The 15,631-nt window shown below is 73.1% G+C and carries 16 protein-coding genes; 8 read left to right on the top strand and 8 right to left on the bottom strand.

The window, feature by feature from the left end; all coding sequences use genetic code 11:
• Positions 1-65 precede the first annotated feature (65 nt).
• The 3 genes from P2T37_RS04485 to P2T37_RS04495 are packed head-to-tail and all read left to right on the top strand — an operon-like array spanning position 66 to position 7,104.
• The gene (locus tag P2T37_RS04485) at positions 66-3,458 is read left to right on the top strand and encodes a tetratricopeptide repeat protein (RefSeq protein WP_276235576.1); all 3,393 of its coding nucleotides are present in this window, start codon (positions 66-68) and stop codon (positions 3,456-3,458) included.
• 47 nt (positions 3,459-3,505) lie between these two features.
• Complete coding sequence (locus P2T37_RS04490; RefSeq protein ID WP_276235577.1) at positions 3,506-5,518, top strand: hydantoinase/oxoprolinase family protein; 2,013 nt, start codon at positions 3,506-3,508, stop codon at positions 5,516-5,518.
• Positions 5,515-7,104: a hydantoinase B/oxoprolinase family protein gene (locus P2T37_RS04495; protein ID WP_382210816.1), complete on the top strand. Its 1,590-nt coding sequence runs from the start codon at positions 5,515-5,517 to the stop codon at positions 7,102-7,104. Before P2T37_RS04490 ends, P2T37_RS04495 begins: the two co-directional genes overlap by 4 nt.
• A 46-nt stretch (positions 7,105-7,150) precedes the next feature.
• On the opposite strand, the gene P2T37_RS04500 is transcribed toward P2T37_RS04495, so the two are convergent.
• Positions 7,151-7,546: a glutaredoxin family protein gene (locus P2T37_RS04500; protein ID WP_276235578.1), complete on the bottom strand. Its 396-nt coding sequence runs from the start codon at positions 7,544-7,546 to the stop codon at positions 7,151-7,153.
• Positions 7,547-7,595: 49 nt separating this feature from the next.
• Positions 7,596-8,798, bottom strand: a complete 1,203-nt coding sequence (locus P2T37_RS04505) for an MFS transporter (RefSeq protein WP_276235579.1) — start codon at positions 8,796-8,798, stop codon at positions 7,596-7,598.
• Positions 8,799-8,924: 126 nt separating this feature from the next.
• Here P2T37_RS04505 and P2T37_RS04510 point away from each other — a divergent pair, with 126 nt between their 5' ends.
• The gene (locus P2T37_RS04510) at positions 8,925-9,422 is read left to right on the top strand and encodes a metallophosphoesterase family protein (protein ID WP_276235580.1); all 498 of its coding nucleotides are present in this window, start codon (positions 8,925-8,927) and stop codon (positions 9,420-9,422) included.
• Between the two features lie 45 nt (positions 9,423-9,467).
• On the top strand, positions 9,468-9,947 hold the full coding sequence (locus P2T37_RS04515) for an RNA-binding protein (protein ID WP_276235581.1): 480 nt from the start codon (positions 9,468-9,470) through the stop codon (positions 9,945-9,947).
• Positions 9,948-10,073: 126 nt separating this feature from the next.
• On the opposite strand, the gene P2T37_RS04520 is transcribed toward P2T37_RS04515, so the two are convergent.
• Both P2T37_RS04520 and P2T37_RS04525 read right to left on the bottom strand, forming a co-directional pair.
• A complete protein-coding gene (locus P2T37_RS04520; protein WP_276235582.1) occupies positions 10,074-10,412 on the bottom strand; it encodes a YrdB family protein in 339 nt (112 codons plus the stop codon).
• Position 10,413: 1 nt separating this feature from the next.
• Positions 10,414-11,121, bottom strand: coding sequence for a DUF1028 domain-containing protein (locus P2T37_RS04525; protein WP_276235583.1), 708 nt, complete (start codon positions 11,119-11,121; stop codon positions 10,414-10,416).
• Between the two features lie 102 nt (positions 11,122-11,223).
• On the opposite strand from P2T37_RS04525, the gene P2T37_RS04530 reads away from it, so the two are divergent.
• From P2T37_RS04530 to P2T37_RS04540, 3 genes are all read left to right on the top strand, one after another.
• Positions 11,224-11,577: a cell division protein SepF gene (locus P2T37_RS04530; protein ID WP_276235584.1), complete on the top strand. Its 354-nt coding sequence runs from the start codon at positions 11,224-11,226 to the stop codon at positions 11,575-11,577.
• Positions 11,578-11,731: 154 nt separating this feature from the next.
• Complete coding sequence (locus P2T37_RS04535) at positions 11,732-12,307, top strand: hypothetical protein (RefSeq protein ID WP_276235585.1); 576 nt, start codon at positions 11,732-11,734, stop codon at positions 12,305-12,307.
• A gap of 38 nt (positions 12,308-12,345) precedes the next feature.
• Positions 12,346-12,522: a hypothetical protein gene (locus P2T37_RS04540; RefSeq protein WP_276235586.1), complete on the top strand. Its 177-nt coding sequence runs from the start codon at positions 12,346-12,348 to the stop codon at positions 12,520-12,522.
• A gap of 7 nt (positions 12,523-12,529) precedes the next feature.
• On the opposite strand, the gene P2T37_RS04545 is transcribed toward P2T37_RS04540, so the two are convergent.
• The 4 genes from P2T37_RS04545 to P2T37_RS04560 all read right to left on the bottom strand — a co-directional run bounded on the left by P2T37_RS04545 (position 12,530) and on the right by P2T37_RS04560 (position 15,573).
• Entirely contained in the window at positions 12,530-12,922 is a 393-nt protein-coding gene (locus P2T37_RS04545; protein ID WP_276235587.1) for a DUF5611 family protein, read from the bottom strand.
• Between the two features lie 39 nt (positions 12,923-12,961).
• Positions 12,962-13,717 carry a DUF7093 family protein gene (locus tag P2T37_RS04550; RefSeq protein WP_276235588.1) on the bottom strand — a complete coding sequence of 252 codons (756 nt, stop codon included), beginning with the start codon at positions 13,715-13,717 and terminating at the stop codon, positions 12,962-12,964.
• A 93-nt stretch (positions 13,718-13,810) separates the two neighbouring features.
• Positions 13,811-13,978, bottom strand: coding sequence for an HVO_0416 family zinc finger protein (locus P2T37_RS04555; RefSeq protein ID WP_276235589.1), 168 nt, complete (start codon positions 13,976-13,978; stop codon positions 13,811-13,813).
• A gap of 101 nt (positions 13,979-14,079) precedes the next feature.
• On the bottom strand, positions 14,080-15,573 hold the full coding sequence (locus P2T37_RS04560) for a carboxypeptidase M32 (protein ID WP_276235590.1): 1,494 nt from the start codon (positions 15,571-15,573) through the stop codon (positions 14,080-14,082).
• Between the last annotated feature and the right edge of the window lie 58 nt (positions 15,574-15,631).

Below are 15,631 nucleotides of genomic sequence, written 5' to 3' on the forward strand. Positions count from 1 at the left end.
CCCGAGCGGCGGCCGCGCCGGACGCCACAGCAATGTTCAAACCGGTCGCACCGGTAGCCGGTCCCATGACACGGGAGGGGGACGGCGACGGGCGCGACGGCGTGGACGCCGAGGCGTTCCGCGGGACCGTCGCCAAGCGCCGCGACGTGCTCGCCGCGCTCGCCGCGGAGCCGCGGTACAAGCGCGACCTCATCGACGACCTCGACCACTCCCGCTCGACGATAGACAGGGCCGTCGCGGAACTCCTCGACGCGGGGCTCGCGGAGCGGGCCGACGGCACCTACCGGGCCACGGCCGCGGGCGAACTCGGCCTCGAACGCCACGACGCGTACCGCGGCGAGATGCGCGACATCGCCGCGAGCGCCGACGTCCTCGACGCCGTCGCCGACGGCGCGCTCGACGCCTCGCTCGTCGCCGGGGCGACGCTCCACCGGACGGCGGGAAACGACCGCCAGGCGACGCTCTCGCTCCTCGAGGAGGAGATCCGCGGCGCGGAGCGGGTCGACGCCCTGCTCCCGCGGCTGTCGGACTCGCGCATCCTGGACGCGTACCGGACGCAGGCCCGCCGGGGCGGGACGACGAGCCGGCTGGTGTTCGCCCCGACGCTGCTCTCCACTCTGGAGGCGCGGTTCGCGGCCGACATCGGGGAACTCGCGGCCGCGGACGGCGTCCGGCTCTACGAGGCGGCGGTGTCGTCGGTCGGTCTCGTCCGGCTCCGCGGCGACGGCGACGCCGCCTACGTCGTCGCGTACACCGACGAGGGGGGCATCGCCGGGGTGTACGAACACACGGAACCGGAGTCGGTAGCGCGCATCGCCAGGCGTATCGACGGGCGGGTGGCCGACTCGACGGACCGGACCGACGACCTCGCGGCGCTGCGCGACGAGCGGCGGGCGCGACCGCCCGAACGCGACGGCGAACTCCCCGCGGCCGTCGAGGCCGAGGGGTTCGTCGAGCTCGACGACGGCCTCGTCGAGCGGCGCGGGCACGCGCCGATGCTGGTCTCGTGGCGGACCGGCGTCTCGCTGAGCGGGGTCCGACACGGGAACGACGTGGTGCGCTCGCGGTACCGGGACGACGGGAGCCGGGTCGAACTCGCCGCGGAACTCGCGGAGCGGCTCCGGGAGGGCCGCGACACCGTCGTCGTCGGGGAGCCCGGCAGCGGCAAGAGCACGCTGTGCAAGCGGGTCGCGGCAGACTGGCACGCGGCGGGCGACCCCGTGTTCTACCGGGCGTCCGGGACCGGCGACGCGTTCGCGTCGGTCGTCGAACTCAGGCGACACCTGACGAGGTGCGAGGGCCACGTGCTCGTGGTCGTCGAGGACGTCGTCGACCCCGGCGCGCGGCGGGCGGTCGACCTGCGGCGGGAGTTCGCGGGCGACGACCGGGTCACGTTCCTGTTCGACGCCCGCGAGCGCGAGTGGCGCGACGCGGCGGCGCGCGACGACGCCCCCGAGCGGGCGACGCTGGAGGAGTACGCGATGCCGTCGCTGAGCGTCGCCGACTGCGAGCGGCTGCTCGAACGGGCCGAGGCGGACGCCGGCACCGCGCTCGGCCTCGACGCGAGGGCGCTGTACGACGCGGTCCGGGACGCCGAGGGCGGGGACGTCGGGGCGTTCTACGTCGCGGTCCACCGGGTCGCCCGGCTCGCGGACCCGCTGAGCGTCGCCGACCCCGAGGCGACGACGACGCTGTCGGCGTCCGTGCGGGACACCTTCGAGCGGCTCCGGTCGCGGAGCCGGACGGCGATGGACGTCGCCGTGCTGGCGAACGTGCTCAACGTCTGCGGGATACCCGTCGCCCCCTCGCTCGTGTACGCCGTCGGCGACGAGGAACTCGTGACGGAGGCGGTGGACGTGCTCGCGGGGGCCGCGCTGTTCCCCGCGTCCGCGGCCCCCGGACTCGACGCCCCGCCGGAGACGGTCCACGAGGCGTGGTCGTACGCCTTCCTCGACCACGTCGTGGAGAGGCTGGGTCGCCGGGGGGCGCGCGAGACCGTCGCGCGGGTCCTCGGGACGGTGCTCGGGCTCGCGACCGCGCCCGACCGGCGGGCGGCGGCCCGCGAGCGGGCGACGGCCGACCCGGTCCTCGACCGTATCGACGACGACCCGGAGGGGTGGCAGGCCGAGTTCGTCGAGCGGCTCTTCGACGAACTCGGTCACCGGCCGCGGGTCGCCCCGCTCGTGAGCGACGGCGTCCTCGACGAGGTGCCGTCGCACGTCCAGCCCCTCCGACGGTACCGGTGGGCCGGGACGCTCGCGCTGGAGGCGGGCGCGCCCGAGCGGGCGACCCGGGTGTTCGAGCGGCTCCGCGCCGAGGCCGCCGAGCGCGGGAGCTTCACGTTCGAGAGCGAGGCGCTGATCGGGCTGGCGCGGGCGAAGAAGCTCGAGTCCGCGTACGACGAGGCGACCGAGCTACTGGTCGAGGCGCTCTCGATGGCCGTCCGGGACGACGACGACCGGCTGACGTTCGTGGGGCTGCTCCAGCTCGGCACCGTCGCGGAGAAGCGGGGCGAGTTCGCGCTCGCGGAGAAGCGCTACACCGCGGCGCGCCGCCACGCGACCGCCGTCGGGAACGACCTGTGGGTCGCGCGGGCGCTGCACAACCTCGGGGCGGTCGCCCAGAGCCGCGGCGAGTTCGAGACGGCCATCGGCCACGGGCGGGCGGCGCTGGAGCGGTACCGGGAACACGGCGAGCGGATGCAGGAGGCGAAGGTCCGGGCGAACATCGGCAACGGGCTGACGCGCCTCGGGGAGTTCGACGACGCCGAGGCGCAGTACCGGCGGGCGCTCGACATCGACACCGAGATCGGCCGCGACCCGGGCATCGCCGGGACGCTGACGAACCTCGGCGACCTCGAACGCGTCCGCGGGAACCAGGAGACGGCGTTGCAGTACCTCGAACGCGCGGAGTCGCTGTACCGGCGCATCGGCGACGAGTACCGCCGCTCCATCTGTCTGAACAACATCGGCACCGTCCACGAGAACCTCGGGGAGTTCGAGGCCGCGCGCGAGGTCCACGAGGAGGCGTACGACATCCGCCGGGCGGTGGGGAACGACCACGCGACCGGCATCAGCGAGCACAACCTCGCCGTCTGCGCGCTCGAACTCGGCGACGTGGCGGCCGCGGAGTCGTACGTCCGCGACTCGCTCGACCACCTCGAACGGGCCGGCGACGTCCGCTCGGTCGCGCTGACCCGAAACGTCCTCGCCGACGTCCACCGGCGGAAGGGGGAGACGGACGCGGCCGTCGCGGAACTCGAACGCGCGGTCCGGGAGCTGTCCGGGCGGGAGGACCCGGACACGCTCGAACACCTGCTCGACGAACTCGTGTCGCTGCTCGTCTCCGTCGGCGACCCCGACCGCGCACAGACGTTCGCCAGACGCCGACGCCGCCTGACCGCCGGCCCGCCCGAGAAGCCGACGGCGGGCGGGGAGTCGTCCGCCGCGGACGACTGAGACGACCCGGCGCCAGCCCTTTGGCCCGCCTCCCCGACGGTCGAGCCATGACAGAGGAGAGCGCCCCGCGGGTCGGCGTCGACGTGGGCGGCACCTTCACCGACGCGGTGCTGGTCGCGGGCGACGGGCGGGTGACGACGGCGAAGGTCCCCACGACGGCCGACCAGAGCGAGGGGGTGCTGGCCGGCATCGAGAAGGCCTGCGAGCGGGCGGGGGTCGCCCCCGACGAGGTTGGTGAGTTCGCCCACGCGATGACCGTCTCCGTGAACGCCGTCCTCGAACGGGCGGGCGCGGAGACGGCGCTCGTGACGACGGAGGGCTTTCGCGACGTGCTCGAGATCGGCCGACAGACCCGTCCGAGCCTCTACGACCTCGACGCCGAGAAGCCCGCGCCCCTCGTCCCGCGGCGGCGCCGCTTCGCGGTCGCGGAGCGGGCGACGCCAGACGGAATCGAGACGCCGGTCGACCCCGAGGAGATACGGGCGCTCGCCGCCGACCTGCGGGGCGAGGTGGAGAGCGTGGCCGTCGCCTTCCTCCACGCGTACGCCCACCCGGAGAACGAGGCGCGCGCGGCCGCGGTCCTCAGGGAGGAACTCGACGTGCCCGTGTCGGCGTCGTCGGAGGTGCTCGCGGAGTTCCGCGAGTTCGAGCGGACGGCGACGACCGTCGCGGACGCGTACGTCGCGCCGGCAATCGACGCCTACGTCGGGCGGCTGGCGGAGCGGGCGCGCGAGGCCGGCCTCCCCGCCCCGCGAGTGATGCAGTCGAACGGCGGCATCGCGGACGCCGACACCGTGCGGGCGCGCCCGGTGACGACGATGCTCTCCGGCCCGGCCGCGGGCGTCGTCGGGGCGAACCGGGCGGCGGGCGCCGCGGTCGCGGAGCGCGACCTCGCCGGCCTCGTCACCTTCGACATGGGGGGCACGTCGAGCGACGTGAGCCTCGTGCGCGACGGGAGCGCGGAGCGCTCGACGGACACCGTCATCGACGGCGTCCCGGTCGCGGCCCCGATGGTTGACGTCCACACCATCGGCTCGGGCGGCGGGAGCGTCGCGTCGGTGGACGCCGGAGGGGCGCTCCGCGTCGGCCCCGAGTCCGCGGGGGCGGAGCCCGGCCCGGCGTGTTACGGGAAGGGCGGCGAGCGCGCGACGGTGACGGATGCGAACCTCGTGCTCGGCTACATCGGGGACGACGCGGCGCTGGGCGGCGAACTCGAACTCGACGCCGACGCCGCACGCGACGCGCTGGCGCGGCTGGCCGAGGAGGCGGGACTGGACTCGGCGCGCGAGGCCGCCGCCGGGGTGTACCGCGTCGCCAACGCGCGGATGACCCGCGCCGTCCGCGCGGTGACCGTCGAGCGGGGCCACGACCCCCGCGAGTTCGGCCTCGTCGCGTTCGGCGGCGCGGGGCCGATGCACGCCGCGCCGCTGGCCGGCGCGCTCGACATCGACAGCGTGGTCGTCCCGCCCGCCGAGGGCGTGCTCTCGGCGTACGGCCTGCTGGCCGCGGACGAGGAGTACGACGCCGCGCGGAGCCTGCTCGTGCCGCTTTCCGAGGCCGACTCCGGGGAGGTGGCGACCGTCCTCGACGACCTCGAAGCCGCGGCGCGGGCGGACGCGACCGCCGAGCCGACCGTCGCGCTGTCGGCCGACTGCCGCTACGACGGGCAGAGCTTCGAACTCGACGTGCCCGTCGAGCGGCCGTTCGACGCCGACGCCGTCCGCGAAGCGTTCGGCGACGCCCACGAGCGCGCCTACGGCTACCGGGCCGACGAGCCGGTCGAGCTGGTCACCCTGCGCGCGACGGCGCGCGTTCCCCGGGACGTGGCCGAGACGGCCGCGGACCCGTCGGGCGACCCCGAGCGCGGCACGCGGACCGCGTACTTCGACGGCGAGGCCCGCGGGACGCGGGTGTACGACCGCGACGCGCTCCCGCCGGGGTACGACCTCGCGGGGCCCGCCGTGCTGGAGGGGACCGAGAGCACGACGGTCGTGCCGCCGGGGTGGCGCGGGACCGTCCGGGCGAACGGCGCGGTCGTCCTCACGGAGGGGTCGGCGTGAGCGGCGTGGACGCGGTGACGCTGGAGGTCGTCCGCAATCGGCTGGAGGGAATCGCCGAGGAGATGGGGCAGGTGCTGATACGGGGGTCGTACTCGCCGAACATCAAGGAGCGGCGCGACTGCTCGACGGCGCTGTTCGACGCCGACGGCCGGATGGTCGCGCAGGCGGAACACATCCCGGTCCACCTCGGGGCGATGCCGGCGGCCGTGGAGGCGGTCCGCGACCGCGACGCCGCGCCGGGCGACGCCTTCCTCGTGAACGACCCGTTCGCGGGCGGCACCCACCTGCCGGACGTGACCATCGTCTCGCCCGTCGCCCCCGACGACGAGGTGGTCGGCTACGCAGTCACGCGCGCGCACCACGCGGACGTGGGCGGCACCGCTCCCGGGAGCATGCCCGCGGGCGCGACCGAGATATACCAGGAGGGGCTTCGCCTGCCGGCGGTTCGGCTCGTCGCGGGCGGCGACCCCGTCGAGGACGTGCGCGACCTCTTCCTCGCGAACGTTCGCAACCCCGACGAGCGGCGCGCGGACCTGCGCGCCCAGCTCGCGGCGAACGACCGCGCCGAGGAGCGCGTCGGCGAACTCCTCGCGGAGTACGGCGACCTCGAGCCGCTGTTCGACGCGGTCGTCGCCTACTCACGCGACCGGATGGAGGCCGAACTCGCGGACGTGCCGGACGGCACCTACACGGCCCGCGACGCGCTGGAGGGCGACGGGGTGACGGACGACGATATCCCCGTCGTCGCGACCGTCACCGTGGACGGGAACGCCGTCGCGGTGGACTTCGCGGGCACGGCCGACCAGGTTCGTGGCAACGTGAACGCGCCGCTCGCGGTGGCGAAGAGCGCCGTCTACTTCGTCGTCCGGGCGGTGACAGACCCCGATATCCCGCCGAACCACGGCTGTTACGAGCCGGTGACCGTGACCGCGCCCGCGGGGTCGCTCGTGAACCCCGAGCCGCCGGCGGCGGTCGTGGGGGGGAACGTCGAGACGAGCCAGCGCGTTACCGACACCGTGCTCGACGCGTTCCGCGGGGCGCTCCCCAACCGCGTCCCGGCGGGGAGCCAGGGGACGATGAACAACGTCGTCATCGGGAGTCGCGCGGCCGACGGCTACACCTACTACGAGACGGTCGCGGGCGGGTTCGGCGCGCGCCCGTCGAAGGACGGGATGGACGGCGTACAGGTCGGGATGACGAACACGCTCAACACCCCCGTCGAGTCCATCGAGACGGAGTACCCGCTCCGGGTCGAGCGGTACGGCTTCCGACCGGACAGCGGCGGCGACGGCGAGTACCGCGGCGGCCTCGGCCTCGTTCGCGAACTCACGGTCGGGGAGGACTCCGTCGTCTCGCTGCTGACGGAGCGGCGGCGCCGCGCGCCGAAGGGGGCCGCGGGCGGCGCGGACGGCGCGACGGGCGCGAACCGAATCGACGGCGAGCAGGTGCTCGCCAAGACGACGCGCGACGCGCCCGCCGGAACGACGGTGACCGTGTTCACACCCGGCGGGGGCGGCTACGGCGACCCCGGCGAGCGCGACCCGGAGGCGCGGGAGCGCGACCGCGCGGACGGGAAGACGGAGTGAGCGGCGCCGTCGCTCGGCGGGCGGCGAACGGGGAAGGACGGCGGCCTCAGAAGGGGGCGTCCGCGCTGCCCGCGCTCGACCCGGCGGCCGCGTCGGGGTCGGCGTTCACCGTCTCGGCGAGTTCGCCGCGCTCCTCCAGTTCGGCGAGGATGTCGCTGCCGCCGACGAACTCCCCATCGACGAACGTCTGCGGGATGGTCTCCCACCCGGAGCGCTCGGAGAGCGCCTCGCGGAAGGCGTCGAGGTTCTGGAGCGCGTCGACGGTCGCCACGTCCTCGCGGTACTGCTGGAGCAGGCCGACGGCCCGCTTCGAGTAGCCGCACTGGGGCATCATCGCCGTCCCCTTCATGAACAGGACGACCTCGTTGTTCTCGATGGCCTCCTCGACGCGCTCGTGGACTTCCTCGTCGTCGAGTCCCTGGCTGGCGGGGTCGAAGGTCATGCCTACGGGTACGCGCCGACGCGTATAGGCGTTTGGCCGACTCGCCCGGCTACGCGCGCGCCGGGTCGCCGGGCAGGGTCAGCGCCGCGGCCGTCGCCGCGACCATCGCCGCGGCGCCGAGGCCGAACGCCAGCGACGGCGACACGCGGTAGAGGTATCCGCCGACGGCGGGCGCGACGACGCCGGTCCCGCGTGCGACGACGCCGGAGATGCCCCACGCGCGCCCCGACTCCTCCTCGTCGAACTGGTCGAAGAAGAAGGCCAGCACCGCCGGCTCGAACGTCGTCTGGAGGACGTAGAGGCCGACGGCGACGAACAGCAGTGCCGGCGAGTCGGCCAGCGCGAGCGCCGCGAGCATGACGGCCTCTATCGCGAAGTTGCCGACGTACAGCGCCTTCCGGCTGACGCGGTCGGTCGCCAGCCCCCCGAGGAGGGTGAAGGCGACCGCGACGACCTTCGCCGCGCCGAACGCGAGCAGGAACGTTCCCGCGGCCACCCCCAGGTCCACGGCCCGGACGGGGAGCAGGTAGAAGCACGACCCCATCCCGAGGCCGGCGAACAGCTTCACGGCGAGGAAGCGGGCGAGGACACCCGGCTTCGACACCGCGCGGACGGCGGCGAGGGGGCGCGGGCGCGAGAGCGACGGAAGCGAGACCGCCCCGCCGAACGTCGGCCGGTGGGCGACGGCGAGCACGGCGACGAGGGCGACGAGCGCCGGCACGAGCGCGAGGAACGCCGACCCGTAGCCGAGGCGGGCGACGAGCAGCCCGGTCCCGGCGACGCCGAGCGCGCCGCCGACGTAGATGGCGGTGTCGCGGACGGCCCAGCCGACCCCCTCCGCGCCCGTCTCGAACGACGCGCTCAGCAGGGGCGTCGCCGCCGTGTTGAACACGAGGCGGGCGGCGGCGAAGGCGACGACCAGCGCGCCGAGCGCGAGCGCCCCGCCCGCGAACGGGAACGCGGCGAGGACGACGGCGAGCGCCCCGCCCGCGACGACGGCGATGGCCGCGCGGTCCGTCTCGTCGGCGAGGACCCCGACCGGCCCGGAGGCGACCGCCTCGACGCCGTTGCCGACGCTCTTGGCGACGCCGAGCGCCGCGACGGAGACCCCGAGTTCCCGGTAGTACAGCGGCAACAGCTGGCCGTAGGCGTCGACGACGACGAACAGCAGGAGGTAGGCGACGAGCAGGCCGGCGCGCTCGCGGTCGCGCGCGACGGCGAGGAAGGCGTCGCGGATGCGGGCGTCGGCCACGGGCCCGCTGTGGCGTCACCGGTCAAAAGCGTCCGGGAGGGACGTGACCGGTTCTCACCCCCCGCTCGGCGCGCGGGTCGGGGGGCACCGCGGAAAGCTTTCGGGGCGCGCCGTCGAGTGACCGGTATGCGACTCCTCCTCATGGGCGACACGCACGTCCCGTCGCGCGAGGCGGCGATACCGGAGTGGGTGCTCGACGAGACGGCCGCCGCCGACCGCGTGATACACACCGGGGACTTCGACTCGCCGGCGGCGCTCGACACCGTCCGCGAACACGCCCCCGAACTGACGGCCGTCCTCGGCAACATCGACCCCGCGGACCTCGGGGTGCCCGAGGTCGCCACGCTCGACGTCGGCGGCGTCCGGTTCGTCGTCACGCACGGGACGGGCGACATCGCGGGCTACGACGACCGGGTGGCGCGCGTCACGGACGAGCACGCGGCGGACGACCGCCTCACCGTCGGCGTCTCGGGGCACACCCATCAGCGGCGCGACGAGGAACACGGCGGCTACCGCCTGCTCAACCCCGGGAGCGCGACCGGGGCCGACCCCGCGCCCGACGCCTCCGTGATGGTGGCCGAGGTCGCGGACGGCGAGGTGTCCGTCGAGACGCTCGTCCGCTGAGCGATTCATGGACGGATTTATCGGCGGAGACGCCCCACGGCCGGTATGGAAGTCAAATCGCGCCACCACCTCCGGGGCGACGAGATAGACGAGGTCGTGACGGCCATCGAGGAGCGGCTTGGCGTGACCGTCGAGGGCGACGCGTTCGAGGACGTGGACTTCGCGGACTCCGACCGCCGGGTCGTGCTGGTCGACGGCGAGCCGTACGTCGCCTTCTTCGACGGGGAGCCGTTCCTCACCGTCAACGGGGCCCAGACGTTCGCCCCCGAGCGCAACGTCGTGACCGTCGACGCGGGGGCCATCTCGTTCGTCTCCGACGGGGCCGACGTGATGCGGCCGGGCATCGTCGAGGCGGACGACACCATCGCCGAGGGCGACCTCGTCGCCGTCGCCGAGGAGACCCACGGGAAGGTGCTCGCCGTCGGGCGCGCGCTCGTGGACGGCGCGGAGATGACGGGCGACTCCGGGAAGGTGGTCGAGTCGCTCCACCACGTCGGCGACGACCTGTTCGAACTGACCGTTTAACGGGCGCGAGAACGCTCGGGTGTATTTATTTCGGGCCGACCGTATCCCCCGTCGGGGCGCGGGAGGAGGGACCCGAGTCCGGGGCCGGTCGCCGAGGGGGAAGGGGAGTCGAACGCGGCGACCGGCTCAGGCGCCGCCCCGTTCGAGGAGGTAGAGGCCGACGCTGTCGGCGAACGCCGCGGCGCCGAACGCGACGGCGAGGGTCGGACGACCGACGACCGCGAGCGCCGCGACCGCCAGCCCGAACACGCCGAGTTCGACGGCGAGGCGCGCGAGCGCCGGGAGCCGGAAGGGAGCGCGCGGCGCGACGAAGGTGGCCCAGACCCCGGCCGCGAACATCGGCGCGGCGAGACCGAGCGCCAGCCGCGAGGGGAAGTCGGTCCCGACGCGGACGCCCCAGTAGGCGAGGGCGGCGAGCGCCGCGACTTCGAGGACGAACCGGACCGCGACGGCGGCGGTACGCACGCTACTCGTCGCCGTCTATCTCGTCGTTCTCGTACTCCTCCTCGTACTTCGCCACGGCGGCGTCGAAGCTCTCGCCGGCGAGTTCGTACGTCTCGCGGAGGTCCGCGACCGGCTCCTTCGAGGCGTCGACGCGCAGGTCGTTGTAGTACGGCGTCATCTCGCGGTCCTCGGTGGTCGTCACCTTCAGCGCCGCCGACTGCACCTCTAGGTCCTCGCGCTTGTCGCCGCCCTCGGCCTGCCCGGCCGCGAGCGCGTCGACGAGCCGTTCCGCGAGGGGGAGGTCGTCGTCCGCGTCCTCGAAGGCGTCGGCGGTCGCCTCCACGACCGACTCCCCGGTGAGGAGGTTGCCGGCGACGGTGAACCCCTCGCGCTCGACGTGGCCGTACCAGCCCATACACTCGTCGCCGGAGAAGGCGAAGGTGCCCTCGGCGTCGACGCCGTGGAGCTGGCGGCTCTGTTTCCCGTCGTCGGCGTTGAGCAGCGCCGACAGCGCGTCCTCGACGGCGAGCCCGTCGGCGAGGTACTCGACGCCCTTCTCCCCGAGTTCGACGTTGACGAGCGACTGGGTGGCGACGGCGCCGTGTTCGTTGGCGAACGGACACAGCGTGCCGACGGCCGCGAGCCGCGTCGTCACGGCGACGCCGTAGCGGGTGTGTTCCTCGCCGTCCTCGCCCTCGTACGTCTCGCGGACGCAGATGCTGAACGTCATACCGGGGCGCTCGGTCCGGTCGCGCAAAACGCTCCCGGTGGCGGCGAGCGCCGGCCCCGTCTGACGCAAGAGTTTTGCCGACAGCCGCCCGGATTCGCGCCTATGGGACTGATGAGCAAACTGCTCGGGGGCGGCGGCCGGTCCACGGGCGACTACGTCGAACTGGACATCTCCGACTTCGACACCTCGGCGACGAGCGTGGACACGCAGCTCCACATCGCCACCATCGGCGACAAGAGCGACGTGATACCGATCAAGGACGCGCTGTACGACGGCGACATCGTCATCGCGGACATCACCCGCCACACCACGACCGACCGCACGATGGAACACATCTCCGACGAGCTGAAACAGGTGGCCGACGAGGTCGGCGGCGACATCATCCAGAAGGACGACGACCAGCTCGTCATCACGCCCGGGGGCGTGAAGATCGCCCGCGAGAAGCTCGGCGGCTGAGCCGGGCGGCGACCCCGGCTGACGGCCGACCGCGTCGGCGAGCGTCCCGCCCGAGTTTCTTTACTTAATATTTTCCCCGAATCCGTGAGGCGCGGACCGCGATACCCCCTTGAAGGGGAGTCGGCCCGACGCTTCAGGTGTGGAGGACAGGACAATGGCAGCCGAAACACGCGAACTCGACGCGGAACTGTTCGGGACCGAGACTCGGTTCGCCTACTCGGAGCGGTGGGTCGGCTACGCCCTCGTCGCGATGCGGCTGACGATGGGGTGGATACTGCTCCAGGGCGGACTGACGAAGCTCGTCACGTACCTCGACGCGAACCCCGGCAACGACTGGACGGCCGCCGGGTTCCTGCAGAACGCCATCCCGGCGGGCAACCCCTTCACCGACGCGTTCGCGGCGATGGCTGGCATCCCGCTCGTCGACATGCTCGTGGTGTGGGGGCTCACGCTCACGGGGCTCGGGATGATGCTCGGGGCGTTCGTGCGCTGGAACGCCTTCTGGGGAGCCGTGATGATGATGCTGTTCTGGGCGGCGAGCCTCCAGGGCGGCCTCATGGCCGGGCTCCCGATAGCGCACGGCTTCGTGGTCGACTCCCACCTCGTCTACGCGGCGCTGCTGTTCGGCCTCGGCGCGTTCGGCGCGGGGCGGTTCCTCGGGCTGGACGCCCTGCTCGAACGGTTCGACCTCGTGGAGGCGTACCCGCGGCTCCGCTACCTCCTCGGGTAGCGGACGACCTTTTGCCGTTCGCGCGCGACGGGAGCGGTATGTACCGAGCGATACTGCCGAACGGCCAGCTCGAAGCCGACGACTACGAGCGCGACGACAACGGCGTCAAGCTGTACGGCGCGGACGGCGGACTGCTGGCCTTCGTCCCGTACGAGAACCTCGAAGCGCTGCTCACCGAACGCGCGTACGCCGGGGACGAGCCCGGCGTGATGTAGCGGGGAGCTACTCGACGCCGTCCGGGGTCTCGTCGTCCTCGACGGCGCGCTTCATGGACTCGCGGCGCGACTTCGCGTCGCGGCCGGTCGCCTCCAAGAGGAACTCGTTCTTCGCCGCGTTGGCGTCGCCGGCGCGGTCCACATCGCCCGTCTCCATCAGCTGTGCGAGGTCGCGTTCGATGAAGTCGACGGCGAGCTTGTCCTTCTTGCCCGAGTACGAGACGGCGCCCGCGACGACCTTCTCGAAGACGGGGTTCTCCGGCTCGCCGACGACGTAGAGGTCCGACCCCTTGTACTCCTGTGTCCCGGTGATGGGGCCGAAGTAGTCCTCGATAGTGGCCTCCATGTCCGGGATACGCTCCTCGAGATACTCCCCGCGGCGCATCTTGTACTCCTCCATGGGCGGCGTTCGACGGGGGACGGTTTACCGATTTCGGACCTACCGGGCGGCGAGATAGCCGCGGCGACACTCCGGACAGGAGTCGCCCTCGCGCAGCGACGACTCCGCGGCGGGCGTCGAGAAGCCGCACTCGGGGCAGACGTAGTCGCCCGTCGGGACGCTGGTCGCGGCCGGCTCCGGACGCTCCGCGGGCTCCGACTCGTCGTCCTCCCGCTCGGCGTCCTCGACCACGGCCGCGCCCGTGTCCGCCTCGACGTTCGGCGCGCCGCCGGTCAGCGCCTCCGGCTCGAAGCCCCCCTCGTCGTCGGGCCACTGGCCCGGCCGGCGCTCGCTCGGCGTCTCCTCGCCGAGTATCTCCGCGTCCTCCTCGGCGGGGTCGGCGGGCGGCTCGAACGCCGACTCCTCCTCGTCGGTGGGGTCGGCCGGCTCCGTGGCGGGGTCCGCAGCCGGCTCCGGCGTCGGTTCCGGCTCGGTGTCCCCGTCGCTATCGGGCGTACCGGCGTCGTCCTCGGTCCCGGCCTCGCCCCCGGATTCGCCGTTCTCGCCGCCGGCCTCGTCCGCCATCGACCCGAGCGCCGTGCTCGCGGCCGCCTCCTCCTCGTCGATGCCGACCTCCTCCGGCTCGACGACGGTCGTGACCTCCTTGTTCTCGGAGACGACCCGCTGTTCGCCGCAGCGGGCACACACCTCCACCTCGCGGACGACGGTGACGACCTCGCTGCCCTGCTCCTCGCGCTCGCGCTCGACGTCGGAGTCCTCGAACGCGTGTCCGAGAAGCGAACACGTGAGTCCCATTACCGCACGTTCCCGCCGTCGCGGGCATAAGCGTACCGACCCCCCGACCGCGGACGCGCCGCTGTCGGCGGGCAGAAACCGGAAAACGCCGGGTCAGTTCGGGACCCAGCCGCAGACGCTACACTCGACCGCCGACGTGTCGTGGAGTCCCCCGCACTCCGGACAGCGCTTCTTGTTGTAGTCCTCCTCCCAGGACGGCGTCTCGGTTTCGTGGCCACGGTCCGTGAGGAACTCGTCGAAGATGTCGTTCGCGGTCGCCATACACGAACCACTCCGGCACGGAGCGGGATAAAAGTATGTGAAGTAGTACCACGAGAGTCGGCCGCACGATTCAAGTGCGTACGCCGGCTACGTCTTCGACCCTATAGCCCGTAGAGGTCCCCGAACTTCGCCTCCGCGTACTCGATGAAGGCGTCCGCCGAGAGCGGTTCGCCCGTCGCCACCTCCACGAGTTCGTCGGCCGTGTACCGCTGGCCGTGCCGGTGGACGTGCTCCGTCTGCCACTCCCAGAGTTTGTCGAACGCCTCGTCGCGGATGCAGCCCTCGATGTCGAGGTCCTCCTCCATCGCCGCGGTCAGTTGGGCCGCGAGGACGCTCCCGACCGTGTAGCTCGGGAAGCCGCCGAACCGGCCCGTCCAGTGGATGTCCTGGAGCGGGCCGTCGCCCGTCGCCTCGGGCGTGACGCCGAGGTACTCCTCCATCTTCTCGTTCCACCGGGCCGGGATTTCCTCGACGGTGAGGTCGCCGTCGAGGTACTCCCCCTCTATCTCGTGGCGGAGGATGATGTGCATGTGGTAGGTGAGTTCGTCCGCCTCCACCCGGATGACGTTCTCCGGGGCGATGCGGTTGGCCGCCTCGTACGCCTCCTCGGCGGTGAGGTCATCGACGCCCGAGAGGTGCTCCTTGAACGTCGGGAGGAACGTCTCCCAGAAGGCCCGCGTGCGGCCGACGTGGTTCTCCCAGAAGCGCGACTGCGACTCGTGGACCTCGCCGCGCGCGCTCCCGAGGGGCGTGCCGTACTCGTCGTCGCGCAGGCCCAGCTGGTAGCTGGCGTGGCCGAACTCGTGAATCGTGGCCGTCAGCCCGTCGAGCGGGCTCTTCTCCTTGTAGCGGGTGGTGATGCGCGCGTCGAACTGCGTCCCCGACGTGAACGGGTGCGCCGAGAGGTCCAGCCGCCCGCGGTCGTCGGGGTAGCCGAGGAAGTCCGCCGCCGCGTGGTTGAGCGCCGACTGTTCGTCCTCGGGGAACGACTGCCCGGCGAACGGGTCCGCGAGGTCGTCGCCGTTCTCGCGGATGTCGTCGACGAGCGGGACGAGCGCGTCCTTCAGGTCCGCGAATATCTCCTCCACGGTCGCCAGGGGGAGCGTCGGCATCCCGTCGTCGTACAGCGTCGGGTACGTCGGCGCGTCGGGCGCGATGTGGGTCGCCCGCTCGACCCGCAGCTCCCGCAGTTCGTCCAGCGTGTCGGCGAAGGCGTCCCAGTCGTCGTCCGCCTTCGCGCCCTGCCACGTCTGCTGGGCGTCCGAGGAGGCCTGCGCGTGCCGCTCCACGAGGTCGCCGGGGACGCTCGTCGCGCGGTCGTAGCGCCGGCGCGTCTCCCGGACGACCGCGGCCTCCTCGTCGTCGAGGTCCGCGGCCTCGCAGGCGTCGAGCAGGTCGCCCACCTCGTCGTCGGTGAGCAGGTCGTGGCCGATGCCCGAGAGCGTCGAGAGCTGTTTGCCGCGGGCGGGCGCGCCGCCCTCCGGCATCGTCACCTGCTGGTCCCACCCGAGGACGCCGCTCGCGTCCTCCAGGTAGGTGAGCCGCTCGACGTGCTCCGTGAGCGCGGCGTACGGGTCCGTGTCTCGCGTTGCCATGCGCCACCGTGTGTGTGTCCCGGTATCAATCCACCGACACCGCGGTGGGTCGTGTCGC

Origin of the sequence: Halosegnis marinus, assembly GCF_029338355.1 — an archaeon.
GTDB lineage: Archaea > Halobacteriota > Halobacteria > Halobacteriales > Haloarculaceae > Halosegnis > Halosegnis marinus.

Coding starts and splice junctions, on each gene's coding strand:
- P2T37_RS04485 (WP_276235576.1), top strand. CDS start 66: ATGACACGGGAGGGGGACGGCGACGGGCGCGACGGCGTGGACGCCGAG.
- P2T37_RS04490 (WP_276235577.1), top strand. CDS start 3,506: ATGACAGAGGAGAGCGCCCCGCGGGTCGGCGTCGACGTGGGCGGCACC.
- P2T37_RS04500 (WP_276235578.1), bottom strand. CDS start 7,546: ATGACCTTCGACCCCGCCAGCCAGGGACTCGACGACGAGGAAGTCCAC.
- P2T37_RS04510 (WP_276235580.1), top strand. CDS start 8,925: ATGCGACTCCTCCTCATGGGCGACACGCACGTCCCGTCGCGCGAGGCG.
- P2T37_RS04515 (WP_276235581.1), top strand. CDS start 9,468: ATGGAAGTCAAATCGCGCCACCACCTCCGGGGCGACGAGATAGACGAG.
- P2T37_RS04525 (WP_276235583.1), bottom strand. CDS start 11,121: ATGACGTTCAGCATCTGCGTCCGCGAGACGTACGAGGGCGAGGACGGC.
- P2T37_RS04530 (WP_276235584.1), top strand. CDS start 11,224: ATGGGACTGATGAGCAAACTGCTCGGGGGCGGCGGCCGGTCCACGGGC.
- P2T37_RS04535 (WP_276235585.1), top strand. CDS start 11,732: ATGGCAGCCGAAACACGCGAACTCGACGCGGAACTGTTCGGGACCGAG.
- P2T37_RS04540 (WP_276235586.1), top strand. CDS start 12,346: ATGTACCGAGCGATACTGCCGAACGGCCAGCTCGAAGCCGACGACTAC.
- P2T37_RS04545 (WP_276235587.1), bottom strand. CDS start 12,922: ATGGAGGAGTACAAGATGCGCCGCGGGGAGTATCTCGAGGAGCGTATC.
- P2T37_RS04550 (WP_276235588.1), bottom strand. CDS start 13,717: ATGGGACTCACGTGTTCGCTTCTCGGACACGCGTTCGAGGACTCCGAC.
- P2T37_RS04555 (WP_276235589.1), bottom strand. CDS start 13,978: ATGGCGACCGCGAACGACATCTTCGACGAGTTCCTCACGGACCGTGGC.
- P2T37_RS04560 (WP_276235590.1), bottom strand. CDS start 15,573: ATGGCAACGCGAGACACGGACCCGTACGCCGCGCTCACGGAGCACGTC.